Below are 24,156 nucleotides of genomic sequence, written 5' to 3'. Positions count from 1 at the left end.
CTCATCAACAACCGTGGCAAGACTGAGCTGTCGACAATCTTTGTCGACTGGGCGAACGACGATGTGTTCGTAATGACGGTTGATCATGCGCAGGTTCCCAGGAGCTGTATTGTTTCAGCTAACGCATTGAACTTTGAGGGCTCTGAACGAGAGCCTGTTCCCATCGCCTTTTCGTTCAGGATTCTTGATACGGTGATTGCCCCATTCTACCGGGCAAGAAAGGGGAGGCCGGACGATATTACCGATTACAGCCTGCCACTGCCGAAAGTCATCGCGGGCAGCACCAACTCACAGTCGACTTTGGATCGCTCTTTGATGCGGGAGGTAATTATCTGCGATGCTGGCGGTTTCATTATTACCAACCGCATGCCAGCAGAATCAAAATTCTTTGGGTATCCGGTGCGTTCATGCCTCGCTTATCAGAACCGCGGTGCACGTCAGTGGTACACAAACATTAATGGCTCGGGGGTTATGTATGCTCGGGTGCAGCATCCCGGTGAGGAATTTGATCCAGATCAGGAAAACGCCAAGAGCATGACAAAGGAAACCTGCCGCCAGTTTTTCTTGGACAACCAATTCAAAGATTGGGCCGATACCTTTAGCGAACTGGTGTATCGCACCGTGGCAAGCACCAATGAATCAAGTGCAAGAACGCTTTCGGCAGAGCAGGCGCATGAACGAGAAAAAGCACTCTTTCTGTTCATGGAATTGATCCGTAAAAAGTTTGATCTTGTCCTAACCGACGAAACCTCTTTATTTTTAGACCCGTTTGTTCGCGGCACGATGCTTGAACAAGCCCTGTGGCGTCCCGATCGTCGCCCCGCCACCATCACCGACTTGCTGACTTTTGTTATTGGCGACCTAGAATCGAGCAGTGGCGAGTTGTCCTTGTCACACTCGTTGTTCTGTGCCTACGCAAATCTTGGATTGGCTCCAAACGACAAGAGTTTTGGAATTTTACTGGAAACGCAAGTAGGCGGAAAGCTCAGCGATCTCGATGCCGCCGGGATCCTCGCACGGTGGCGAATGGAGACCGCGCCGCGGCACGTCGCCGCGGTCGCAAAGCACATCAGGACTTCCAATCACATGACCGACCGGATGAACTGTGTCGAGACCTTGATCTTGATGGACCAGTTCGACCATATCCCGGCGGATTTGATGCAGCATTGGTTTACCAAAATCAAGGGAGACGCGAACCAAATTCGCCGCCCGCTAAACCTGCTGATGCAAAATGCCACGGGCCGGCGATACTTGGCGGACAAATACATCGCGATGCCCGTTGACGCGCCGTTACGTGAACCGATCAAGGCGTTGTTTGCGAACGAACTGTCAGCCGTTCACGAATTCGGCGACTACCGGTTCTGGACCCGCGAAGAATGCAAACAACTTGAATCCGACCTGCAACTTGCGCTTGCCAGTGCAAACGCCAAATAGCAATAGCGACACCGGATCCCACACCGATGACTGCTTAAAAGAACGCTCTATCCAGATTCTTTGGTTCACTCGATGCTCGCGTCGCCTAAGTCCTCCTTAGCGAAGCGTTTTTTCTCGCATGCGAACGCTCCAGTGATGGCTGCTGACTTAACCCTAGTCTCTACTACGGAGTCTGTCGCGTTTCCTACTGCAGACTACCTGCTAGGAACTCCAGACTACAATGACGCTTCAAATGTTCTTTAGGATGTTCACACAGGCAGGGCGGAGCGAGTTATAACTCGACTCGGCTGGCTCGCGCCCGGTAACCATTCGGGTTGCTGTCATCAACTTTCTAGTACCGACTTTTAACCTTCCAGCGCTTTTCGGATTTCGGAGTGGAGTGCTGATCGGCTGGGGTACTTGCTTCGTAGCTCGTCGGCCTTGGCCTGCGCGTAGGCAGGACCAAGCGCCTCTCGAAGCAGTTTCAAATCGTTTGCGGCTCGTTGGTACGATGGCCGCTTCTTTTCCTCGACCGCCTCGTCAATGCGACGGAGAATCGGATTGGGATCGCTTGCGATTGATTGAATTTGCCGCTCGTGTCGCTCGCGTTGCAATCGTTCGGCCTCGGCTTTTTTCCGAGCCTTCTCGGCCTCGATCGCTTCGCTCCTCTGCCTTGCCACTTCATTGGCTTGTCGCAGCATCTCGCGCAGACTGCTGCGACTCGGTTCGGGCCCACTTGGCGAGAACAATTCGTCCGTAATCTCGCGAAGCAACCGTTGCGGTTCCGCAGTGGGGTTGCACAAAACCTGCTTCAATTTTGACCTCAGTTGCTCGCGATCTTGGTTTCGCAGCCATTTATCGATGCGTTCTGAATCAAGCGTTTGGTCTTGCAAGTCGGCCGAAGCCTCCGCAGCCACATCGAGTAGATCACGGTCGACTTCGAGGTACTCGGCCAGTCGATCCAGACCGGGGTGCGATTGCTTTAATCCAGCCGGAATGGGCGGATCTCGATCGTCGTCATCGTCAGAATCAGGATCAAACCATGCACACAACGCCAAGTAGGCCACGTACAGCGGTCGCATGTCACCGCGATGGATCATCTCCCACAGCGGAACAAAATCGGACGCCAACGTCTCAGGCTCCCAAAGTACGTCGAACGTCCCCGCGTCGCCTTCGGGTATGATCATCAACGTACCGCCGCTACCCTGCTCGTCGGCTTCCCAGCAGATTTGCTCGTCATCGGTGTATTGGTCGACCAAGTCCCCAAATGCAAACCCGTCGCGAAACCGAAAGTAGAGCAGGCGATGGCCGAAGTTTGAATAATGCACAAAAAGGTCGTAACCTCGGCGGAGCATCTCGGGGGCGTCGCCGTGAAAATCGCCAAAATTGTATTCGTTGGCAAACCGCCACTGGTCAATCTCCGCTCGCGAAGATTGTGAGTGCATGAATTCGATGGCTTCTTGATCAAGCGGTGACTCGATCGCCCTGAACTCGATCCATTGATACTCGGACATTTACGTCGGATCCTCGTTTGCGGCAACGTTTACGAAGTGGACGAGGCAGCGATTCCCAATTCAACTTGCTTCGACACACGGACTCGTTTTCGGATCGACAACGCGCCAACGAGTGCCTCCTCATCGCGAAACCGCATTGTTCGGTTTTACAGTCCAGCAGTGAAGGGGACGTGCAGAGAATCCGAGCGAAGGACTTGGCCTGATGGCGACACACGCATCGGAAGGCTGCTGCTTCGCAAATCGTGTAATCTGATTAGAAAGGACCGCAGACGCCCCGCTGGAAATCGAACAGGCTCGACTTTTTGAAATACCCCATTACCCCCGACGGCCGCTACTTTGTTCATCGAGAACGGTTGTGGCGCTGCACGAACCCGAACCTGGACGAGGAAACTCGCCAGCGTCTGGTCAGTGAACTGATGACCGCCCGCCGCGAAGTTGCCGCCGCTCGGCGATCGAGCGACGACAATGCACTAGCCGCCGCTCGCAAGAAGGTGCACGCCGCCAAAATCGCGTTGGGCGAACGCGGGCCGACGTGGTGGGACGACGACCGCGACTACAACCGCTACCTGATCAAGAACACGCCTTACGCGGATTGGTGGTCGTCCCGTGCGTCGTCGCGATAGTGCCAACCACCGACGCTCTGGTGAGCGTGGCTACGAATGTGTTACCTCGCCACCAACGAAGTCGGGGGAGAGGTGGCAGAAATGCTACGCATGTAAAATTACGACAAGTCCAAAGCAAACATCCACTCGGTGCCTTGCGGCCCACGGATCCGTTTCCATCCGTTACGAGACGGCTTGCTGGAGGTTGCTGGACGCGTGGTACTCGGTGTGTTCCTGCGGCTGCGTCGAGTCGTCAGCGTCGTTGACGTTGGCCATGGTTGCGGCAGCGTGCTCACCTTGCTGCATTTGCGTCGGAGCGGCATAGCACTGTAACAAACCGCAGCGTTGGCAGCGCCATGTGGTCACCGGATAGACCTGCTCGCGTCCCAGCATGAACGATCCGAAACTGCCGCTCGCCCAAAACAAAGTGTCTTTTTGGAATTCGCCAAAACGATCAATCAAAAATCCCTCTTGCATCGGAGCGTGACAGGACGGGCAATGATGCGTGATGAAAGACATCGTTTGTTCTCCTTCAATCGTCTCGGTTCTGGTCACATTCAATCAGGGCACAAAACAGATCGCGGCGATTGCCATGGGCTGCCATTTTGGTACGGGCAGAAATTGCGATGACAAGCGGTGATCGCAGTTCCCGTCGGTCTCACCACGCCAGTTTTTGTTTGCATGCCAGTCTGTCGCACCACGGGCGTGCGGCGGACCTAAAGTTGCAAAGGATGTACCGCAGCGAGCTTGCAGTCCTCGGCATCTGCTGATGCATTTCGCCGCGACTGGCCGAGCGACAAATTGTCGGACGCTACGCCAAAGTGACACGACGGCGACAGGCAGGTATTGCAGCAGGAAGCCTCGCGACAAAGCGGATTCGCAATTGGTACGGCCGTTGCAATTTTACCGAAGTGGACAGCAGTGACTGCCACCGAGGCACACTCGGTCAATCAAACCAAAACTCAACTTAAAACACAATTCTTCTTTTGAACCCGTTTGAAAGGAGGGTACGAACATGTTAGCAACTCGATGGGAACCTTGGACTGAGCTGAATCGACTCAGCCGTGAAATGGATCGAATGTTCAGCCGCGGCGGTAACGGCGGCGTGACGGGCGTCGGTAGCTTCCCCGCTTTGAACGTGCGGGAAGACGAGGACAACGTCTACGCCGAAGCCGAATTGCCCGGCTTCCACATGGACGACGTGGAAATCTACGTCACCGGAAATCAATTGACCCTCAAAGGCGAACGCAAGTCGCCAGAGCATGAAGGCGGAACATGGCATCGCCAAGAATGCAGCTATGGCAAGTTCAGCCGCATGGTCGAATTGTCCGGCGACATCGACAGCGAGAAGGTATCGGCTGAGTTCAAAAACGGCGTGCTGAACATCACGCTGCCCAAGAGCGAAGCCGTCAAGCCTCGACGAATCGAAGTCAAGGCAAATTGATGCAACCCGTTTGTACGATTACGAACAAACCAACCCAAAACATCTCGGAGGTGAACTATGAGCACCACGATGACAACCACCAATTATAACGAAACCAAAAATCAAAACGACAATGGACGACTGAGCCAATACCAAAATGAAAACAATCAACAAGCTCGATCGACCTACCAACCTCGGTTTGACATTTGGGATGGCGACGATGAGTTGATCCTGTACGGTGATCTTCCGGGCGTCGAGCATGACGACTTGGATATCCAATTCGAGAACCGTCAACTGACGATCCACGGCAAAGTGAACTGCTGCCATGATGGCGGAGGATACCTGTACAGCGAATACGGTGTCGGCGACTTCCAGCGGACGTTCATGATTGGTGAAGCGATCAACAGCGAAGCCATCTCGGCGGAATTGCACGATGGCGTGCTGACGCTGCACCTGCCGAAGTCCGATCACGCCAAACCGCGACGGATTGAAGTGAAAGCGGCTTGATGAGGTAAACCGTTAAGCGAACGTCCGTTCGTTTAACGGCTCGCCGAAGGCGTCCATCACTGCGAAAGCATCGCAGACGCCTTCGGCCAGCTGTTAAACAAATTGACTCGCGGTTACAGGAGATTCAACATGAAAACTAATCGCCAACGCATTGTTCCGATTCTCGCTGGCTTGTCTCTGCTTTTCATGCTGCCAGCGATCACGTTTGCAGCCGAAACGAAATCGAAAACCGACAATGCCACCCAAGCTCGACTTGGGGTCGGGGTAACCTCGCTTCCCGAAGTGCTAAAAAGCCATCTTCCGACCGTGATCGACGATGGACGCGGCGTGCTCGTCTCGGAAGTCGCCAAAGGCTCGCCGGCGGACATGGCGGGACTGAAGCCACACGACGTGCTGGTTCGCTACGATGACCAGGACCTGTATTCGCCCGAGCAACTTGTCAAACGTGTCCGCAACGATGAGCCCGACAAAGAAATCGAAGTGCAATACGTTCGCGCCGGCGAGTTACGGACAACGAAGGTCAAATTGGGCGAACAGACTTCACAAAAACCGGTCTACTCGGACTGGCCGGGTATGGTCGGACGCTTCAACTTTCCGTTTTCCCCGTTGCGCCCCGAGTTCTGGACCGAAGCACAAGATGAATTAGGAACGGGAACCGAATGGACTTCGTTTGAGTCGTTGACGTTGCAAAAGGAAGCCGACGGCACTTACTTGGTTCGTATCACCTACCAAGACACCAGCGGTAATTCGATCAGCAAGGAGTTCACAGGCACACGACAACAAATTCGTGACGCCATCAATGACGACAACGACTTGCCACAAAGCCGCAAGGACCAGTTGCTGCGATCGCTCGATGATCGCGGACGTCAACCGCTGCAGCGGATGCCATGGGAACGTTGGGATCGAGAAATTTTTCAATGGCCCAACGTTGACTTTTAATCACTGACAGAAAAAGAGAGTATCAGTGTCGTTTAAAGAACGTGACGTACCCGGCAAGTGAGACCAGTCCGCCCACCGTTAGCACACCGATGCCGCATAACAGATAAACCAGGATGCTGTTTGGATTTTCAATCACCATGACTCGGTCTCCGTCGCCGGGAAAGAAGGTTTGCATTGGACGTCGATTGCATAGCCGACGCCACTCGCAACAACGTCACTCGCAACAACGTCACTAGCAACCACGGTGCCAACCCCTAAATTCACATCCGCAGTGACCTTTCGATGGCGATCGGATGCCAATTTGTCGCTTCGCCGGCGGCAAATTGGCATTTCGCTTTTCTAGAACCGAAGCGTCGATTGGATGTAGGTGAATTCGCCGTTGTTGCCACTCGCTCCGTTAGGAGCAATCCCAGCGGGGCCGCCTTGGATGACGGGGCTGTCAAAGTAGTCGCCTGCCCACAGGTAGCTGTATCCAACCAAAAAGTGGGCTCGCGGCGAAATGCTCCAACGCAACTGCAAATCCAACTCGTGGCCAATCTCGTTGCCCGCAGACCCGGTGGGATCTTGGAACGATGCCGCGCCACCGTTGGTGTACAGCGCGTCTCGGCGGTCGGCGAGCCAGAAGTTGTGGAAATGGATGCGACATTCCAAGTCGTCGCGGACCGCAAGCGAAGTCTGCACATTCAAGTCCTGAATGTTTTGACGCCCTGTCAAATCGGCCAGTCCCAAGTAATAGTGCCCGCGAGGCTCGAGCTGGTAGAACGTACCGTGAACGCCGTCGTTCAAATCGTCATCGCCTGACGCCCAGTCGTAGAACAGCCACGCGGTCGGTTTCAGTGGCAATCTTTCAAACGTGCGTCCGAGACCGACGGTGGCAAAGCCAGCCGATTGACGCGAACTCGAGAAACTTCCGAATTGGTAGCCGCCTTCGAGTTCAAACTGCAGGTCACCTTCGTTACGCAGCACGCGACCACCGATTGTATGGACGTCGAAACCACCAGGAACCCCGGCAAAGGTTTGCACGAGCTCATCCTCTTCGGTCATCCCAAAGTAATATAGGTCGTGTCGCGCCGTGTCGGTTTTCGTTGTAGCAAAGACCCCGTAGAACTGGCGGCTTTGGTCGGGGCTGTCAAAGTTGGTATCGTCGGGCCGATGCTGTGCCAGATCGATAGGTCGCACCCAGAAGGCGTCGACACGTGCGGAATCGGACTTCCACCAACTCCGCACCCCATCGTGCGTCAGTGGTGTGTTCCGCCAAGGACGGCTGGCGACGAGACGTTGCGACCCATAGTGCATTTCTTGGCGTCCGAAACGCAGCCACCATTCTTGATCGTCACCACTGCTGAGCAGTAACGCATCCACGGCAAGCATTTGCATATCGAAACGGTTGACTTCGCTGCCTCGCGGAGGCAAATCTTCGCCATCGCTGGTTGCGTCGATCGCTTCGCCGAAGACTCGCCAATTGTCGCCGATATGAACATCTGCGAACAACAACGTCTGCGACAATACGAATTCGTCACTGGCACCGGTCAATCGGCGACCGCCGCGTAGATTGTTTTCGTTGTGATACCGAGACCGAAATCGACCGCCCAAGTCGATCGTAACGTCGCTGGTGGGACGCAGTCGCTTCAGCTGCTCGCCCAGGAAGTGTCCTTGGTATGCCGGATCGTCGAGGTAGCTGAAATCGTTGTCGATGAAGCTCTGTTTGTAGGCGGCTCTGGCGACCTCGGCATCGTCGGCACACGTTGGTGAAATCACCAACATTGGGATGGTGATCGCGAATAACAAGACACGGAGCTGGGGATATCGATTGACGTTCATATCGCCAAAGATCGGACCACTACATGCCATAAGCACAAGGAAAACACGCATTCGGGGGCCATATCCACCCGTTCAACGAGGTAGTTGAATTACAATCGGAGTAATCAAAATCATCTAACGTCGCGATTTTCTTCCGGGTACACGACATGCGTATCGTCCATCAATTGCTGATTGCAACGATCCTGCCGACGATTTTGATTTGGTTGGTGGGGATCTACGCAACCAGTGTCAGCGAAACGAGTTTGCGCCGTGCCATCGAAGCGAACTCGGTCACCCGCGCTCAAGAAGTCATGGACGAGGTCGATTGGATCATCCAAACTCGCGCGACGACGTGGCAGGCGTATTTACAAACCGACTTGGTGCGTCAGTCGTTGCGGCGATCCAATGAAGAGATGATGCAGTTGGATGATCCGGCGGGCTTGGTTGAGCAACGCGATCAGCAGTTGCGGTCCACGCCCGACGACGAAACGATCCCGTTGATGCAGCAGGTCTTGAACAATGATCTGGCCCGCGACTTCAATATTTGGCTGCGTCAATTGGAAAAAACGGCGGGACATGCTGTTTTCGGCGAGGTGTTTATCACCAACCGATTTGGTGCCAATGTTGCTCAAACCAACCGTACCTCGGACTACCGCCAAGACGACGAATCTTGGTGGCAAGAGGCGATGGAAAACGGATTGCATATTGAAGACGTCAGTTTCGACGAGAGCGCGGGCATCTACTCGATCGACATCTGTCTAAAAGCGGTTGACGAGGACGGCGAGTTCCTGGGCGTGATGAAAGCCGTTTTGAATATTCAAGAATTGATTGAGATTGTCGACAAGTACAAGCGAAACAGCCAAACCGACGGGTATCTATTGCTGTTCGATCGAGATCACAGCGTGATCCGCGAAGCCGGTGAAAATTCGACGGGGCTGCGAGACGGCAGTGCGTACTTTCGCGATGTCGACTTTGAAAAGAACGAGAACGCATTCGTCGCAAATCTAACCCATGTTCGCGATGGCGAAGAGTTGTTAGGGGCATTCGCCGTATCTCGCGGACACGGCGAGTTTGCCGGGATGGGCTGGGTCGTTCTGGAAGCAAGAAAAACTTCGGTGGTGTTCGCTCCGATCAAACGACTGCGCAACCAAATCATCTTGCTTGCGTTTGCCGCCACGCTGCTCGTCATCGCTGCGGGATGGCTGATTGCCCGTTCGCTAACCCGCCCGATCGATGCATTGCTCCGCGGCGCCCATCGCATCGGTCAAGGAGAACTTGAATACCGAATTCCTGCAGCGGGACAAAATGAAGTCGCCAAGTTAAGTGCGGGGTTTAACCAGATGGCAGGAAACTTGCAATCCATGGTGGACGACCTGAAAACCAAAGAGGAAAAACTGACGGAACAAAACGAGCGATTGGAATCACAACGTTTGACGCTCGCATCGCAGGAAGAAATGTTGAAGGCACAACGTGAGCGGAATACGCTTTTCGAAGTGATCGCCGACACGGTCGGACGCCTCAATTCAACCAGCGACGACATTCTATCAACGACGTCAAAACAGGCTCGGGGTTCGCAAGACCAGGCCGCTGCCGTTTCTGAAGCCGCGAGCACGATGAACGAGATCTCTAGCATTGCTCACGATACCGCAGGACGAGCCAATGGGATGGTCGACGAAGCGCAGCATGTCGAAGCGACTGCCGAAACAGGTCGTCAAGCGATGGAAAAATCGATCGAAGCGTTGGAGTCTGTGCGAAGGCAAGTCGAAGAAACAGCCAGCCACGTCATCTCGCTTGCCGAACGGGCTCAGGCGATTGGCGAAATCACTTCGACGGTCAACGATATCGCCGAACAAACCAACGTCCTGGCACTCAATGCCGCTGTGGAAGCCGCTCGAACGGGCGAACACGGCAAGGGATTCGTCGTCGTGGCTGCCGAGATCAAACGGTTGGCTCAGCAATCAATGCAATCGACACGCGAGGTGCGTGGCATTCTATCGGAAATTCTAAGTGCCATCCGCAAAGCCGTGGAATCGTCCGAGCGAGAAACGGTGGTCGTTGCCGAAGCGAGGCAGGTAGCTCAGCAAACCGGCGGCCTGGTTCAAAAGTTATTGGAGACAATCTCGGCGTCTGCGTTGACCGCGAAACAGATCGCGGCGGCAGCAACACGACAGGCAACCGGTACGGTGGAACTCGATAAAACCATGCAGGACATGGAACGAATGACGGCCGACCACGCAGCGGCGCTGCAAGAAATCGAACAATCGGCAATGAACTTGACCGAATTAAGCACGGAACTTGCGGGACTCACGTCCGAATCTGCCAACGGGCAAGCCTCGAAAACAGCCCGCGCTGTGCGTTCGGTAAGGTTGGACAACGACGCCATCACTTTTCCGAAGTAACTCACTCTTGGGCATCATCGAAACAGCAGAGGGCGACTCGCTCGATCGGACAAAGACCCCAACCATGAATCGTCGTGCCCCCAATCCCGCCGTCTGACGTCGCCGGCCTTCTAAGCAAATCGTAGCGGAAGTCGTCAAGACTTTCATTCCAAGGTAGATGCTCCCCGAAACTCTTGACGAGTTCCGCTACAAAAAAATTTCGATACCCCTAAAGCCGTACAGGGTTGATATCATGAGCGAATCTTAATTTCACGCACCTAGCGAGGCGAGTCCACACGATGCAGACGATCATTCGAGCGACCGTGATCACGCTTCTCCTTACCGCGGTCACTGTCGCGGACGAACCGCTGTTTTCGGGGCCACAAGTTGGCGAGGAACTTCGGCCCTTCAAGGCAATCGCAGCCTTTGGCGACACGGGCGCCGTCAATGTCTTAGACGATACAAACGATGCACCGATCCTAGTCGTCTTCGTCCACCAGATCACTCGCCCCTCGGTCGGTCTGATGCGATTACTGATGGAGTTTGCGGCTAGCAAAGAACACTCTGGATTGAAGTCGCGTCTGGTCTTCCTTACCGACGACGTCACCGAAACCACCGCCTACCTCAAACGAGCACGTCATGCGCTGCCGCGAAGTGCCACGGCTCTGATTTCGACCGATGGAATCGAGGGGCCCGGTGCGTATGGTCTGAATCGAAAGGTGACCTTAACGGTGCTTGTTGGATCAAAGGGCGTCGTGACAGCCAACTTTGCTCTGGTGCAACCGAGCGTGCAAGCCGATGCGACGAAAATTGGTCACGAGATCATCAAGGTCTTGAGCGGTAGCGAAGCACCGACTTTGCAGCAGATGGGGTACAAAGAACCTCGGATGGCGATGAATCGGACGGGACAGCAACCCGAACAGGAGGCCATCTATCGTCAAAAGATGGCGCCCGTCATTCAAAAGAACGCCACTTCGGAAGAGGTCGCGGCGGCCGCGACCGATGTCGAAGATTTCGCCGCCAAGAATCGCTGGTTCCGCCAACGGGTTTACCAGGCGTCTCGTCTTATCACCGAGGGGCCAAGGCTGAAAGAATACGGGACCCCCGAAGCGCAAGCGTACCTCAAGAAATGGGCAAAGGAATTCGCGCCGAACGAAGTCGAACCGGCTGACAAAGAATAATCATGCGAACGATCTGCTTCATCGTGTGCACCAGCTTGCTCTGTGCTGCGGCTAGTACAGCCGAGGATATCGACTTTGATACCGACGTGGTGCCACTGCTTTCCAAGGCAGGCTGTAACGCGGCCAGCTGCCATGGGAGTGCGGCGGGGCAGGCAGGTTTTCGCTTGTCGCTTTTCGGAGGAGATCCCGGTTTCGACTACCGTTCGATCGTAAACGAGCTCGAAGGACGCCGCGTCAACTACGTGACGCCACGACGAAGTTTGTTACTGACAAAGCCGACGGGACGATTGGATCACGGCGGTGGCGAAGTGATGGATTCAAATTCCGAAGCCGCTGCGGTGATAACGGAATGGATTGCCGCGGGCGCGGCACGGAAGACGCTGCGACGTCTGGATCGACTGATCGTTACCCCGACTTCGTTCGCCGCGACCTCGATTCCGGCCGAGTTGCAAATCAAGGTGACGGCGATTTTCAGCGATGGGTTACAGCGTGACGTTACCGAAACGGCCATCTACGTCAGCCAGGATGACTCGGCACTCGCTGTCGACGAGGTTGGCGCAGCGACAGTGAAACTTAGTGGACAACACGTCGTAACCGTTCGTTACGGCGACCAAGTGACATCCCTATTGGTCACGTCCCCCATTGGATCAGAGATCCCCACTTTCCCCGACTCGGCCCGCGGAAATTGGATCGATGACGAAATCAACGCAAAACTTCTCGCTCTTCGTCTGGCACCTGCCGAACCCTGCAGCGATCTCGAGTTTTTGCGGCGTGTATCATTCGATCTTATCGGTCGCTTGCCCTCGGCCGCGTTAGTGCAGCAGGTTTCGTCTGCCCCCGCTCCCATCAATCGAGCGGAGCTGATCGACGAATTACTGAGTTCGGACGAGTTCACGGACTACTGGACTCATCGATTGGCGACTCAGCTCCGCTTACAAAAACCGGGCACCGACACTCTGGCTGCCGACGCCTTTTACAGTTGGTTGCACGAACAGGTTGCCGCCGACGCGGGTTGGGATTCGATTGCCGACTCGCTCGTCCTTTCACAAGGCGATTCTCACGAGACGGGGGCGGCTACGGTGCATCGCTATTTCGCAACCGCCCGCGAGGAAGCTGAATACATGAGCGAAGTGCTGATGGGAGTTCGGCTACGCTGCGCAAACTGTCACAATCATCCACTCGATCGCTGGACGCAGGACGATTACCACGGGTTGGCTGCAGTTTTCGTGGGACTCGATCGTGGCCAAGTGGTGCGGTTCACCGGCCACGGCGAGATCACGCACCCACGCACGGGTGAACCCGCGATTGCCAAGATTCCTGGTCAACCATCCATGTTCGGCGGTGTTGACCCGCGAAAGTCGTTTGCCGACTGGCTGACCTCGCCTGAGAATTCCTACTTTGCCAAGGCGATGGCGGGCCGAGTTTGGCAGGCTCTGATGGGACGCGGACTGGTCAGCCCGGTGGATGACCTGCGTGCGACGAATCCCCCCTCGCATCCTGAGTTGTTGGACCGGCTGGCTGACTATTTTTCAAACAACCACTTCAAGCTACGTGCCTTGATCCGGCTGATCTGTAACTCGGCTGCCTATAACCGGGCCAGTCAAAAGATGGACGGTGAGAAAGTCGACGATCGTTTCTACGCCCATGCGATCCCAAAACCATTGTCGGCAGAAGTCTTGGCAGACGCCATCAGCGATGTCACCGGCGTGGCGGATGACTATGACGGAGTTCGCCGAGCAATCAATGTGATCGACCGAACGGTCTCGGCGAGCAAACTGGAATTCCTGGGTCAATGCTTGCCCGGCGAGTCGTGCTCGTCAGACGCAAGGATTGACCGAGGAATCGCCTCGCAACTTCATTTGATGAACGGTGGGCTGATCAATGCAAAGATTCGTGACTCCGATTGCCGCCTGCGATCGCTGATTGACCAGGGGGCCTCGAGTGACGAAATCGTCAACTCGTTTTATTGGGTTGCGTTCAGTCGGCCGCCAACCCACGATGAACTCGCCGGCTGGGTCGATCAAATCCATTCGACCGCGGACCCGCAAGAGCGAACCGCTCGCCTTGAAGATTTCCTTTGGGCTCTTTTGAACTGCCATGAATTCTCAACCAACAACTAAGCGGCAACCCGCCACCTATCACAACACCCTCGGCCGGCGAGATTTTCTTCACGTCGGTGGCCTCACCGCTTTGGGAATCGGTCTTGGCAGTCACATCGAGCGAGTGAATGCGGCAAGCCCGGCCGCTCGAGCCAAGTCGTGCATCCTGATTTGGTTAGACGGCGGCCCAAGTCATCTTGAAACGCTCGATCCGAAGCCCGATGCGACCAAGGAAGTTCGCGGCCCCTTCGAAGCCATCTCGACTTCGGTGCCGGGTATTCAGATCAGCGAGTTGATGCCGCGTACGGCGGCCGCGATGCAGCACACCGCCATCATTCGTTCGATGACTTCACCGCTTGGCGAGCACAATTTTGGCACTCACTATTTGCTGACAGGCTACAAACCAACGCCTGCACTGAATTATCCTGCCATTGGATCCGTGGTGTCGCACCTGAATCGGCGTCACGGTGAGATACCATCGCATGTGGCGATTCCCGATTTGCGAGTTGGCGGGGGAAAGTTTGCCGCCGCTGGCTATCTGCCACCGAGTGTCGCCCCGTTTGAAGTTGGCGGCGATCCTGGCAGCCCCAATTTTCAGGTTCGTGACCTTGATCCGTTCCCTGGCATCGTTGACGAACGGTTGACGCGGCGGCGGAGCTATCTGCAAAGGTTGAACAAAGTACAGGAAGCAGCGCAAAACCATCCGCCGAACGATGTCGCCTTCGAACAAGCCTATCGGTTGATGACTTCGCCGGCGGCCAAACGTGCGTTTGATCTGTCCGCGGAAAGCGACGATGTGCGTCGCCGCTATGGCGGCAAATCGATCGGACAATGCTGTCTGCTCGCGCGGCGATTGGTCGAGGCCGGTGTTCCATTTGTCACCGTGAATAACCGTGGCTGGGATACGCACAATGACCTGGTCACACGTCTGAAGGAAGGCTACACCGGGGCGAAGGTACCGGTGGGGCTCGTACCATCGCTCGACATGGCTTACGCCGCGTTGATCACGGATTTACACGATCGCGGCTTACTTGATGACACACTGGTCGTTGTGATGGGTGAGTTCGGCCGCACCCCGAAGCTCAACACCCAGGCGGGACGCGACCACTGGCCGCGCGTGTTCAGCGTGATGATGGCCGGCGGCGGCGTAGCGGGAGGCCAAGTCATCGGCTCGAGCGACGACATGGGCGAAAGTCCCAATTCCCGTCCCGTGACTCCGGCAGATCTAGCCGCAACGATCTATCGATTGCTCGGTATCAATCCGGCAACGACTCTTTACACCAGCGACGGTCGTCCGGTGCAGGCCACCGCCGATGGCATCGCGTTAAACGAGTTGGTGGGATGAACCGATTCACGACCACCACGCGATTCCACCGGCGGATTGCACAGCTGCCCATCGTTTGCCGGTTGCGCCGCAGCGTTGTCACCGCTGCGATGTTGATGCTTGCAACCATCGGCTTGCCGCAAAGTCATGGAGCAGAACCACCGATCACCGCGCTGACGATTTCTGCGGACGATACGACTCTGGTTGCCGGTTCGCAGTTGGGAGTTCACGTCATCTCCTGGCCCGATCTCACCCCCGCACTCGTCCGCGACGTCGGTTTCCCACAGATTCACGACTTGAAAATTTCCCCCAATGGCAGGCAACTTCTAATCGTTGGCGGCGCTGCAGCGGAATACGGAGAGTGGAAACTTGTTTCGTGGCCAGAATTCGAAGTGATTGCGACTCGCACCTCGCACAGTGATGTGATTCATTCGGCAGCCTGGTTGTCCGATGACCTGTTCGTGACCGGCGGTGCCGATAATGATCTGATCCAGTGGCGACTGTCCGATGGCGAGGCAGAAGAAGTGCGTGTCGTCCGTGGGCACTCGCGTCGTGTGTTGTGTGCCGAATCGATAAATGAGCACAATTTGGTGGTTTCGGCCGGTATCGATCAGGTCTTGAGAGTATGGAGCGGCAAGCAGGGGATCCTGGCAGAACCACCGCTCCGAAACCTGGACAACCACACCGGGGCCGTCTGCGATCTTGCGGTGAGACCAGGTGGGCATGCCATTCCCTATCTTGCCTCGGCCAGCGTCGACAGAACGGTTCGGTTCTGGCAGCCAACGATCGGTCGGCTCGTCCGATTTGCGAGGCTGCCGGTCGAGCCAGGTTCGATTGCTTGGAGCCGCGATGGTGAGCGACTTGCCGTCGGATGCTCGGACGGAAAACTAAGAATCATTAACCCCAACACCGTCGAAATCGAACAGACACTCGACGGAATCGAAAGCTGGATTTACGAAGTCACCGCAGCAGGTGACGGCAGTTTTGCGGTCGCCGGCGCGGGCGGATCGATAGCGAGAGTGATCGCAGCGGAACCACCGAAATGATGGATTCATCGCTGGTAGTCGTCGCTCAGACCGCGTCGGGCCGGGGGCGAATGAGTCGTAGTGACGTTTCTGGATGATGCTTTCCGCGTGAACTTTCTGAGGAAGTTCGAAGGATTGGCAGCTTACCAGCGATCTAGAGCATCGGATACACTTTTATGAATTGCTACATTCCCGTCAAAAATGGATGATCGCCATGCAACGAACCGCCTATGCAATTTTTGTTGCCACCTTGATCGCGTTTGGAACGCATTCGTCTGCGGCGGAGCCGACCCCCGCTTCCGTGTTCGAGCAGAGGATCATGCCGATCTTCAACTCTCCGAATCCCTCAAGTTGTGTGCAGTGTCATCTTTCCTCGGTCGACCTAAAGGACTACATCCGGCCGTCCAGTCGTGAGACGTTCTTGTCACTGCGAGACCAGGGCTTGGTGGATGTTGATCGTCCACGCGACTCAAAAATCCTGCACCTGATCGAGATGGGCGATTCCGATTCGGACTCGTTAGCCAAGCGAATTCATGCCAAGAATCGAGCCGCAGAATACGAAGCCTTCGCGTCTTGGATCGCAGCCTGCTGCCAAGACTCGGAATTGGTGAATGCCGCGGCGATCCAACCTAGCATCGCGGCCGGTCCCAAGGCGTCGGTCGAGGTCATTCGGCACACCCGCAAAGATCGGGTTCTCGATTCCTTTGTGCGAAACATTTGGTCTCAACGCATGCGATGTTTTCCGTGTCATACACCGGCAGAGATCGACGCGGAAAATGCGATGCACGCCAAGCCATTGGAACGACACAAAGAGTTCGTCGCCAAGTTTGGAGCGAAGATGAACGTCTTTAAGGAGACGCCTGAGCAGACATTGCAGTCGTTGATCGCAAGCAGTCGAAAGCGGCACGGCAACGACTTGCCGCTAATCAACGTGGATGCCCCCTTACAAAGCTTGCTGCTGCTTAAACCGACGGCCAAGGTTCCTGCCAAAGATGCCAATGGGAACCTGGGCAAGCCTTCCTCGGTCGCGCCAGTCTCGCATCTGGGCGGCATCAAAATGCACACGGACGATCAATCGTACAAAGCGTTCGCTGCTTGGCTGCAAGACTATGCACTGGCTGCCACGGGAGGCTATCGGGATGGCAATGCGATTCCCAAAGACAACTGGTATCCCACTGAGCACGTGATCCGCATCAAAGGGCTTCCCGCGGACTGGCCCAATTTGTCCACGGTTCAAATTTTTGTACACCGCTGGGATTCCGAATTGGATGATTGGTCCCCAACCCCGATCGCGTTCACTCAGTGCAAAGTGACGCCTCGCAAGATGGTCAATGGATCGCTGTTCGTGATCGCGACCGACGATCAGCGAGACGATCTTTCGCCGGAGGGTGAAACCATTCCGGCGGGAAGGGTACAGCTACGACTCTATTTGGATCGTGACGAGGTCCTTCGTGATCAGCCAACTATGCTGATTCACAGAGACGTGCCGGATGCGTCTGCCGTGATCGATGCGAAATTCGAGAAGGGTTTTAAAAACGCGGACGTTGTCGAAGGCGAGCATGTTCGGATGCCCGGCGTGTAAGGTACTGTTCGGAAATCACTTTGTGATTCGAGTTTTGTTGCAAATCATGCGGGAAGTGTTTTCTCTGTAGTGGACGAGGCTACGAGTCCCGTCGTGCCCCTAAGTCGCGTGGACTCGTTGCCTCGTCCACTACATCCAAATGGGGACTCGTAGCCTCGTCCACTACATTCACAGTTCATGTGGGAAGATGTCGTAACAGTCGACATCTAGGGCTCGTTTCACGAGTCAAATGTTAGCTGTTCCGATCCTCTGACACCGGCAAAAATCGAGTGGTCCACTTCATCAGACTGTTTCAATACAGCGACCTCACCGGTGGACTCCATCACGACAGCGAACACCTGCTTGGGGTGCGTGATCCCTGCCACGCGAAGATGAGAATTCAAATCATCGTTTGTGACCCGGGCGCGGGTTAGGTTTTCGTCGAGGATCCTGTCCCCGGCCATCAGCAACATTGGCTCGTTATCGACAATGGACTCGACGAACGCAGCCAGTCGCCGACTTCGAGAAACGATGTACTGGATCAGAAACAGGACGGCAAGTCCGAAGCACCCGGATACTAACGACGGAGACTTCGTGAGCAACGTCGAGGCAATCACCGATCCGAAGGCAATTGTAATCGCAAAATCGAAACTTGACATTTTAGAAAAGCTTCGCAGCCCTGACAGACGGGTCAACAGCAAGAGGGTGACGTAGATGCCAAGCCCAGAAATCAAAACCATGAGGAGCTCTTTTCCGCTGGCCGTTATCCAAGTCCAGTCAATCATAGCAAGCTCACAATTTCGTAAATGGGGTGTCTTCGGATTCGCTGTCTAGTTAATTTAGAGCGATGTGATTGCCTCAGAGTGCATCGCGAGGAAAAGGTGGGACTGTCCACATCGGGATCCGTGTCACCACTTGCCAATTCTCTTCTACAATGACGCTGCGCAGGTGCGCAACGTCTCGCAATTACTAGGATTGGCGACGATTCGCCAGAAGCGGGGGGCAGATTGCTGTGAAAGCGTTAGCCTCGGGTGCGATCGGAGCCCGCGATCTTGACAATCTTGTTGTAGATCCCCAAGCAAAGAAAAGTTGGCGCCCATTGACCCACAAACAGACTTTCGTCTCTTCGATCCACCGACCGCAGAAGCAACGAACTGCCGATGGACGCGAAGGCCGCCCACAGAAATACATCGGAAGGTAACTTGGCAGTCTGTTTTTCAATACTTCTGGCAACCGTCCCTTCGGAATGCTGGTATGCTTCGGAACGGCGCGAGTCTTGCCCCATTCGTGTTGTTGCTTCAGCCATGAATATCTCTCTTTTATCAAATTCAAGTGTGTACGGCACCGACGACCGATGCCACTTCATGGCCAACATCGCAAACGATGTACCAGCGTTGGCGAAATCGATGAACAATCGATGATGTCAACGCACGCCGCGTATCGTATCGTCGGCAATCACCGTGCCTATCGCGTGGTAACTCACTCGGCGGACCAATCGCTTTTCTGCACTTGCTGCGTTTTACAATCAACCACGTTGATCGCCGGGATGCCGTAACGCGACAAAGTCGTTCACGTTACAGCTAACTTCGTCTAGCCCCGCTTCTATTCTAAGTCTGTTGCGGAACCCCACTCACCGCAGCGATGGCGTTGAACATGAATTGCCTTACCTCCGAATCACAGTATCCGATTGACAATATCCGAATCACTGTAACTGGGGTCAGAGATCACGAACGAGGAGACGAACGAAATCCTTGCGTAGTTCGAGGCTTAGCTTGTGAGCCATCTATTTGCTATTACGATTCGATGCCAATTCCTTCACTGCCAAACAAGCTCTTTCCGTTTCAATGTGACCGCATGCCAGGCAAAAAGTAAATCGGATTAGCGAGGCTTTGGAATCAGAGTGATGTTTGTAGGTTGGGGAGCCACGATTGATTCGGAACGCTGAAAGTGGCGTTCCACGATATCGACGATGCTCTCTTCGCTGACCTTGACTTCTTCCGCGTCTCGCAATTCATCGTACCGGTGAATGCCGTTTAACATGCCACTGTGCGAGGCGACTCGATAGGATTTGTTCCTGTCCAATTGCACTGCGTTGACCTGCACATCACGAACCCGCTTTCCTTGTTGGGCGGCCCAATCGAGCGTCCATGTCATTCCCGAGGTTTGAATGAGCCCGCCCACACGGTCCAGTGGATTTTCCGCTTCCTGATTGGTAGCCGACTGCTCCAGTACGTCATGAATCTGTTGGCCTGTTAGCGTAAAAGTTGCGAGTTTGGCCGGATGCGGTAACAGCGTGTAAAGATCTTCGCGAGTCACCTCCCCCTGAGGCAACGTGATTCCATATCCGACCCCTGGAAGCAATGCAACCTCGGCTCCGGTTTCTTGACGGAGCAATTCGGCTACCAGCACATCGAAGGGACTCTCGTGTTTGTATTTTCTGGGGATGCGAGTCTTCGCTATTCCGATGACTTCCTCGAGCTTCTGTCGATGAGGCTGGCGGATGTCGGCAATCAGCGTGGCCATTTTCGGGTGCGAGTAATCCTTGGCCCAGAGCATGTGCAGTTCGTCTTCAATCTTGACAACCTGTCCAGCAACGAGGCTGACTCGAACTTCCCCAAGAGCCGCCGTGTCGGACATCGCTTGAACAATCTTGGTTCCATTAACAGTGATCGCCGGATGAAGGCGGTCGTGAGAATGGCCGCCGATGATCAGGTCGATTCCGTCAACCTCACGGGCTAGCAGTTTGTCCACCGCTGTTCCTTGATGCGACAGAATCACCACTACATCCGCCTGACGACGAAGTTCAGGAACGTAGCGGCGGGCGGTTTCGATTCCATTGACGAAGCGAAGCCCCTGAATATTTTTAGGTGCGGTAGTTTGATCGGTGTTATGGTAGCCGAGAGCCAAAACGGCAATCTTTACCTTGCCCATCGAGAAGATATGGAACGGCTTTCCCAGGAACAGCTGGTTGGTTTTTTGCTCGATGATGTTCGCGCCTCGCAGTGGAAAGTCGGCGAGTTTTTGCAGGTGGCGAGTTTGTTCCACGCCGTAGTCAAAGTCATGGTTGCCTAGCGCCATATAGTCATAGCCGACGGCGTTCATCATGCGAATAACGGCTTCCCCCTGAGTGAGGTTACCAAGCAGGTCGTCGCTAAACGTGTCGCCCGCATGAACCAGCAGCACATTTTGCTCGCCCTGTTTCTGACGAACTCTTTCAACGGCCGAAGCCAATGCCTCGAACCCGCCAATCCGGCCCTCTTTCCCGAAACGGTTTTCTGGCTTTTGAGGGTTGCCGGTTTGGGACGTTGCATCTTCTGAAACGACACGAAATGGCATATGCCGACCGTGGAAGTCGCAAGTATGCAAGATCGTCACTTCCGCCGGACTGATCACTTTTTGTTTCTCCTCGGCTTCACTCATTGAGCAGCTCAATCCAGCGAGCAGAAGACTGAGTATCAGCGATTTTAAGGTTTTCATGGTTGGGAATACGAGTTATTTGAACGGGATGTAGCAATCACCGTCCATTGGGATGAGGCCAACGTCTTGATCCGTGAACGACAGGGTCTCCAGTCTCTGCCTCCGCAAGCAGCGAGGATGCTGGATGCTGGATGCTGGATGCTGGAACGAACCGAAATTGTTCAACGGTAACCCTGTCTTTCAGCGGTAACCCTGTCTGCAAATCATGCGCCCACTCTCTCGCGGGCTTTTTTGATATGTCGGCTGAGAATACGGCGGTGCGGATCGGTGCCGGAGCCTACCTGTCGATTCGCGATTTCGGAGCGGACCGACGAGCGAAGCGGGCGATGACCAACCAAAGGCGATGGAAAACCAAACGCCATGGCCAACCACACGCCCACGATATCGCCAAAAGAAGAACCATCGGGGGCAGACGCAGCTTAGCCGACCTCGCGTCGGCCATTCGCTCGCCTCGAGTGTCGCGTGTCGAGCAGCAATTCGCTTGCGACAGCTACGAAAGTTGTCACCGATTGTCCTGTTGGCAGATTGTCGAAATCGAGAAAATCCACAACTGCCAACAAGACCTCAGCTCGCTCGAACTCAATTAGCAACCAGCCGATAGCAGTGAGACACCGAGAAAAAAAATCCCGTTTCGTGCCCCCGACTCGTCTCTAATTTGCTGGTCAAAGTAAAGCAAGAAACGAGTTCGTGGGGGGGCTGACGCAGGGTCTTACTTGACCTCTACTTAGTCACTTCGTATTTGCTCGGGTTCTGATCGAACATCTGTTGTTGTTCTTGGCCGGGGAACAAATATCGCATTCCTTTGTACAGACTGGTGAACTCGGTGACGCCGTCAATGTCCTTGTTCATTTCGACACGACAAACAGTGCACTTACCCCCGAGTGCAATGTCGGCATGAGCATATTTTTCTTTGTTGGATTGAAACATTCCCTTCGCTTGCTCATTCGAAAAGAGATAAAGATGGTCTTCGTGTAGTGCCGCAAACTGGACACTGCCCGGCACTCGTTTCCCCAACTCCACCAAGGCGACGACGCAGTCGCCACCAAGAATCGGCGTGAACTTCGCAGGATCTTTCAAAAACATTTGCTTCTGTTCTTCGTTAGGGAACAAGTAGGTCTTTCCATCGTATTGTGCCGCGTACTGGGGATCGCCTTTGACCCACTTTTTCATATTAATCACGCACACCGGGCAATAGCCTTGTAGCCCCACCGCGCCGGCGTTGGTTTTGGTTCCGCTTCCCGCTTTGGTTCCACTTCCCGCCTTAGTTCCACTTCCCGCCTTAGTTCCACTTCCTGCTTGGGCGGACTGCGTGCTCGCGGATGACGTGTTTCGCGAGCCTGATTGAGCATGAGCGGAGGTTGCGAACAGCGAGCCGAACATCAGTGTGCTGGCGACGATCGCAAAGCCGTGTGTGATTGACAGGCGTGTTTGGGATTGGTGTTGGTTCATCGTGTCTCTCTTTGAAGATTCGAGTGTTGGAAGGGTTTTCTAAATACAGGGGGAATGACGAAACTCGGGAAGTTTCCTTACACCCAAAAGTTTCGCTTAGAAAAGTTTTTCTGTCTGTGAGGCCACTCACAACGCAGATAAGCGTGTGAGAACAGAATGCAGGCCGTTTAACTTATCGGGAATGCCCTGGCTTCCCATGTTCACTCGATACAGAGGCTCTCTAGATGAAACTTGCTACGAAGTGTTTCGCAAGCGTTGTGTGCGTATTGTTGGTTGGTTCACTCTGCAATGATGTCCAAGCACAAAGCGGATCACGCGGCGGCGGATACTCGGCACCGGCGATGTCTGCACCTGCATCGCCTCGCATGGCCCCCGCCCCAATGCAGTCCTATGCTCCGCAATCGGTTGCCCCAGTTCCATCGGCACCGATCGCAGTCGGATCCGGATGTGCTTCGGGCAATTGTGGTGGCGGTGTTTCCGTCATCCCAACGACCAACTATTCCTCGTCAATCGCGTACCGGAGTTACGCTCCTGTGTACCAATCACAGACGCAATACCACGCAACTCGTCGTCACGCAGCTCCATCAACCTGTAGCAACGGGCACTGCCACACACGGCGTCGGATATTCCGTCACCGCTAACGAAGCAAGCTTCCTGTTGAATGCATCCATCCCCGTCGCCAGCATGTCTGGCGTCCGGGAGCGGCGGCATCCGCGCCGCTCGCGTGAATGATCGCGATATTCACAACGACGACGCGACGCAGTCAGTCCGATTCAACCACTTTCAGCAATACGAAATGCAATGTGAGCAGGCATACGGAAACAAGCTGTCGATTTGTCGATTCTTTCCCTGAATGGACGTCGATTGACGTTCGATCGCCTGGACTGCAGCGATGTCAGCGGAAACTGAAACAACTGCGAAACAAAAGGAATTCAGAATGAATCATTTTAGGAAGTTAGCCGTACTCACGTTGATGTTGGTTGGTTTCATGTCCCATCGTCATCCGATTGCGGCCGCAGAGGTGCGTTGGACTCATTCGCCGGAACAGGCGATCCAAGCGGCGCACTCCACAGGCCGACTGATCATCGTTTCCGTGGGAGCGAATTGGTGCCATTACTGCAAAGAAATGGACCGCGATGTATGGAAACACCCCGCAATCGCCAAGATCATTGCAGAGGAGTACGTGCCGCTGAAACTGACGGACGAACAGCATCAGGAATTGATCGAAACGATGCAAATCAAAGGCTATCCCGCAACTCTGATCTTTACTCAGGATCGCCAACTCGTGACACGCATGGACGGCTATATTTCGGCAGAGAAACTTGCAAACACGATGCGTGCAATACGGTTGTCGCGACAACGGTCACCCCAGTCATCCACTGCGAGATAGCGATGCTGAATCGAGTGTTGGTCGCAAGTCCCTGCTAACAGAGAAACCATGATGAATCATCGAGTGCAGAGTCT

At 54.7% G+C, this 24,156-nt stretch carries 22 protein-coding genes; 14 read left to right on the top strand and 8 right to left on the bottom strand.

The window, feature by feature from the left end:
* Positions 1-192 precede the first annotated feature (192 nt).
* On the top strand, positions 193-1,434 hold the full coding sequence (locus ABD971_RS09590) for a hypothetical protein (protein WP_345321524.1): 1,242 nt from the start codon (positions 193-195) through the stop codon (positions 1,432-1,434).
* A 344-nt stretch (positions 1,435-1,778) separates the two neighbouring features.
* Here ABD971_RS09590 and ABD971_RS09585 read toward each other — a convergent pair whose 3' ends face one another.
* A complete protein-coding gene (locus ABD971_RS09585) occupies positions 1,779-2,927 on the bottom strand; it encodes a hypothetical protein (RefSeq protein ID WP_345321522.1) in 1,149 nt (382 codons plus the stop codon).
* A gap of 302 nt (positions 2,928-3,229) precedes the next feature.
* Here ABD971_RS09585 and ABD971_RS09580 point away from each other — a divergent pair, with 302 nt between their 5' ends.
* Positions 3,230-3,550 (top strand): hypothetical protein, encoded by a 321-nt coding sequence (locus ABD971_RS09580; protein ID WP_345321520.1) that lies wholly within the window; start codon positions 3,230-3,232, stop codon positions 3,548-3,550.
* 162 nt (positions 3,551-3,712) lie between these two features.
* On the opposite strand, the gene ABD971_RS09575 is transcribed toward ABD971_RS09580, so the two are convergent.
* Positions 3,713-4,048 carry a hypothetical protein gene (locus ABD971_RS09575; RefSeq protein ID WP_345321518.1) on the bottom strand — a complete coding sequence of 112 codons (336 nt, stop codon included), beginning with the start codon at positions 4,046-4,048 and terminating at the stop codon, positions 3,713-3,715.
* Between the two features lie 496 nt (positions 4,049-4,544).
* Here ABD971_RS09575 and ABD971_RS09570 point away from each other — a divergent pair, with 496 nt between their 5' ends.
* The 3 genes from ABD971_RS09570 (at position 4,545) to ABD971_RS09560 (ending at position 6,398) form a co-directional block, all read left to right on the top strand.
* Positions 4,545-4,973: an Hsp20/alpha crystallin family protein gene (locus ABD971_RS09570; protein ID WP_345321516.1), complete on the top strand. Its 429-nt coding sequence runs from the start codon at positions 4,545-4,547 to the stop codon at positions 4,971-4,973.
* Positions 4,974-5,042: 69 nt separating this feature from the next.
* Positions 5,043-5,459 carry an Hsp20/alpha crystallin family protein gene (locus ABD971_RS09565; protein WP_425571276.1) on the top strand — a complete coding sequence of 139 codons (417 nt, stop codon included), beginning with the start codon at positions 5,043-5,045 and terminating at the stop codon, positions 5,457-5,459.
* A 129-nt stretch (positions 5,460-5,588) separates the two neighbouring features.
* Complete coding sequence (locus ABD971_RS09560) at positions 5,589-6,398, top strand: S1C family serine protease (RefSeq protein WP_345321512.1); 810 nt, start codon at positions 5,589-5,591, stop codon at positions 6,396-6,398.
* A 22-nt stretch (positions 6,399-6,420) separates the two neighbouring features.
* Here ABD971_RS09560 and ABD971_RS09555 read toward each other — a convergent pair whose 3' ends face one another.
* Complete coding sequence (locus ABD971_RS09555; protein ID WP_339942447.1) at positions 6,421-6,573, bottom strand: hypothetical protein; 153 nt, start codon at positions 6,571-6,573, stop codon at positions 6,421-6,423.
* A 164-nt stretch (positions 6,574-6,737) separates the two neighbouring features.
* Positions 6,738-8,270: an alginate export family protein gene (locus ABD971_RS09550; RefSeq protein ID WP_345321509.1), complete on the bottom strand. Its 1,533-nt coding sequence runs from the start codon at positions 8,268-8,270 to the stop codon at positions 6,738-6,740.
* 95 nt (positions 8,271-8,365) lie between these two features.
* Here ABD971_RS09550 and ABD971_RS09545 point away from each other — a divergent pair, with 95 nt between their 5' ends.
* From ABD971_RS09545 to ABD971_RS09520, 6 genes are all read left to right on the top strand, one after another.
* Positions 8,366-10,597, top strand: a complete 2,232-nt coding sequence (locus ABD971_RS09545; RefSeq protein WP_345321507.1) for a methyl-accepting chemotaxis protein — start codon at positions 8,366-8,368, stop codon at positions 10,595-10,597.
* A 278-nt stretch (positions 10,598-10,875) separates the two neighbouring features.
* Positions 10,876-11,757, top strand: coding sequence for a hypothetical protein (locus tag ABD971_RS09540; protein WP_345321505.1), 882 nt, complete (start codon positions 10,876-10,878; stop codon positions 11,755-11,757).
* Between the two features lie 2 nt (positions 11,758-11,759).
* Positions 11,760-13,877 carry a DUF1553 domain-containing protein gene (locus ABD971_RS09535; protein ID WP_345321503.1) on the top strand — a complete coding sequence of 706 codons (2,118 nt, stop codon included), beginning with the start codon at positions 11,760-11,762 and terminating at the stop codon, positions 13,875-13,877.
* Positions 13,855-15,201, top strand: a complete 1,347-nt coding sequence (locus ABD971_RS09530; protein ID WP_345321501.1) for a DUF1501 domain-containing protein — start codon at positions 13,855-13,857, stop codon at positions 15,199-15,201. Before ABD971_RS09535 ends, ABD971_RS09530 begins: the two co-directional genes overlap by 23 nt.
* Entirely contained in the window at positions 15,198-16,226 is a 1,029-nt protein-coding gene (locus tag ABD971_RS09525) for a WD40 repeat domain-containing protein (protein WP_345321499.1), read from the top strand. The genes ABD971_RS09530 and ABD971_RS09525 overlap by 4 nt, the downstream gene beginning before the upstream one ends.
* A 193-nt stretch (positions 16,227-16,419) precedes the next feature.
* Complete coding sequence (locus tag ABD971_RS09520; RefSeq protein ID WP_345321497.1) at positions 16,420-17,787, top strand: hypothetical protein; 1,368 nt, start codon at positions 16,420-16,422, stop codon at positions 17,785-17,787.
* A gap of 218 nt (positions 17,788-18,005) precedes the next feature.
* Here ABD971_RS09520 and ABD971_RS09515 read toward each other — a convergent pair whose 3' ends face one another.
* The gene (locus ABD971_RS09515; protein ID WP_345321495.1) at positions 18,006-18,506 is read right to left on the bottom strand and encodes a DUF421 domain-containing protein; all 501 of its coding nucleotides are present in this window, start codon (positions 18,504-18,506) and stop codon (positions 18,006-18,008) included.
* 281 nt (positions 18,507-18,787) lie between these two features.
* Positions 18,788-19,072: a hypothetical protein gene (locus ABD971_RS09510; protein WP_339942438.1), complete on the bottom strand. Its 285-nt coding sequence runs from the start codon at positions 19,070-19,072 to the stop codon at positions 18,788-18,790.
* Between the two features lie 48 nt (positions 19,073-19,120).
* Between ABD971_RS09510 and ABD971_RS09505 the strand changes: the two genes are divergently transcribed.
* Positions 19,121-19,321, top strand: a complete 201-nt coding sequence (locus tag ABD971_RS09505) for a hypothetical protein (protein ID WP_339942437.1) — start codon at positions 19,121-19,123, stop codon at positions 19,319-19,321.
* Positions 19,322-19,644: 323 nt separating this feature from the next.
* Here the strand turns inward: ABD971_RS09505 and ABD971_RS09500 are convergent, their stop codons facing one another.
* Positions 19,645-21,243, bottom strand: a complete 1,599-nt coding sequence (locus ABD971_RS09500) for a bifunctional metallophosphatase/5'-nucleotidase (protein ID WP_345321492.1) — start codon at positions 21,241-21,243, stop codon at positions 19,645-19,647.
* Between the two features lie 236 nt (positions 21,244-21,479).
* On the opposite strand from ABD971_RS09500, the gene ABD971_RS09495 reads away from it, so the two are divergent.
* Positions 21,480-21,830, top strand: coding sequence for a hypothetical protein (locus tag ABD971_RS09495; protein WP_345321490.1), 351 nt, complete (start codon positions 21,480-21,482; stop codon positions 21,828-21,830).
* A 133-nt stretch (positions 21,831-21,963) separates the two neighbouring features.
* Here the strand turns inward: ABD971_RS09495 and ABD971_RS09490 are convergent, their stop codons facing one another.
* Positions 21,964-22,692 (bottom strand): hypothetical protein, encoded by a 729-nt coding sequence (locus ABD971_RS09490; protein ID WP_339942435.1) that lies wholly within the window; start codon positions 22,690-22,692, stop codon positions 21,964-21,966.
* A 937-nt stretch (positions 22,693-23,629) separates the two neighbouring features.
* On the opposite strand from ABD971_RS09490, the gene ABD971_RS09485 reads away from it, so the two are divergent.
* Positions 23,630-24,082 carry a thioredoxin family protein gene (locus tag ABD971_RS09485; RefSeq protein ID WP_345321487.1) on the top strand — a complete coding sequence of 151 codons (453 nt, stop codon included), beginning with the start codon at positions 23,630-23,632 and terminating at the stop codon, positions 24,080-24,082.
* The last annotated feature ends 74 nt before the right edge of the window (positions 24,083-24,156 follow it).

Origin of the sequence: Novipirellula rosea (genome assembly GCF_039541335.1) — a bacterium.
Lineage (GTDB): Bacteria > Planctomycetota > Planctomycetia > Pirellulales > Pirellulaceae > Novipirellula > Novipirellula rosea.
Note: the sequence above shows the minus strand (reverse complement) of the source record. Positions and strands in the feature narration are given on the sequence as shown.

Coding starts and splice junctions, on each gene's coding strand:
- ABD971_RS09585 (WP_345321522.1), bottom strand. CDS start 2,927: ATGTCCGAGTATCAATGGATCGAGTTCAGGGCGATCGAGTCACCGCTT.
- ABD971_RS09575 (WP_345321518.1), bottom strand. CDS start 4,048: ATGTCTTTCATCACGCATCATTGCCCGTCCTGTCACGCTCCGATGCAA.
- ABD971_RS09570 (WP_345321516.1), top strand. CDS start 4,545: ATGTTAGCAACTCGATGGGAACCTTGGACTGAGCTGAATCGACTCAGC.
- ABD971_RS09565 (WP_425571276.1), top strand. CDS start 5,043: ATGACAACCACCAATTATAACGAAACCAAAAATCAAAACGACAATGGA.
- ABD971_RS09560 (WP_345321512.1), top strand. CDS start 5,589: ATGAAAACTAATCGCCAACGCATTGTTCCGATTCTCGCTGGCTTGTCT.
- ABD971_RS09555 (WP_339942447.1), bottom strand. CDS start 6,573: ATGCAAACCTTCTTTCCCGGCGACGGAGACCGAGTCATGGTGATTGAA.
- ABD971_RS09550 (WP_345321509.1), bottom strand. CDS start 8,270: ATGCGTGTTTTCCTTGTGCTTATGGCATGTAGTGGTCCGATCTTTGGC.
- ABD971_RS09545 (WP_345321507.1), top strand. CDS start 8,366: ATGCGTATCGTCCATCAATTGCTGATTGCAACGATCCTGCCGACGATT.
- ABD971_RS09540 (WP_345321505.1), top strand. CDS start 10,876: ATGCAGACGATCATTCGAGCGACCGTGATCACGCTTCTCCTTACCGCG.
- ABD971_RS09535 (WP_345321503.1), top strand. CDS start 11,760: ATGCGAACGATCTGCTTCATCGTGTGCACCAGCTTGCTCTGTGCTGCG.
- ABD971_RS09530 (WP_345321501.1), top strand. CDS start 13,855: ATGAATTCTCAACCAACAACTAAGCGGCAACCCGCCACCTATCACAAC.
- ABD971_RS09525 (WP_345321499.1), top strand. CDS start 15,198: ATGAACCGATTCACGACCACCACGCGATTCCACCGGCGGATTGCACAG.
- ABD971_RS09520 (WP_345321497.1), top strand. CDS start 16,420: ATGCAACGAACCGCCTATGCAATTTTTGTTGCCACCTTGATCGCGTTT.
- ABD971_RS09515 (WP_345321495.1), bottom strand. CDS start 18,506: ATGGTTTTGATTTCTGGGCTTGGCATCTACGTCACCCTCTTGCTGTTG.
- ABD971_RS09510 (WP_339942438.1), bottom strand. CDS start 19,072: ATGGCTGAAGCAACAACACGAATGGGGCAAGACTCGCGCCGTTCCGAA.
- ABD971_RS09505 (WP_339942437.1), top strand. CDS start 19,121: ATGCCACTTCATGGCCAACATCGCAAACGATGTACCAGCGTTGGCGAA.
- ABD971_RS09500 (WP_345321492.1), bottom strand. CDS start 21,243: ATGAAAACCTTAAAATCGCTGATACTCAGTCTTCTGCTCGCTGGATTG.
- ABD971_RS09495 (WP_345321490.1), top strand. CDS start 21,480: ATGTCGGCTGAGAATACGGCGGTGCGGATCGGTGCCGGAGCCTACCTG.
- ABD971_RS09490 (WP_339942435.1), bottom strand. CDS start 22,692: ATGAACCAACACCAATCCCAAACACGCCTGTCAATCACACACGGCTTT.
- ABD971_RS09485 (WP_345321487.1), top strand. CDS start 23,630: ATGAATCATTTTAGGAAGTTAGCCGTACTCACGTTGATGTTGGTTGGT.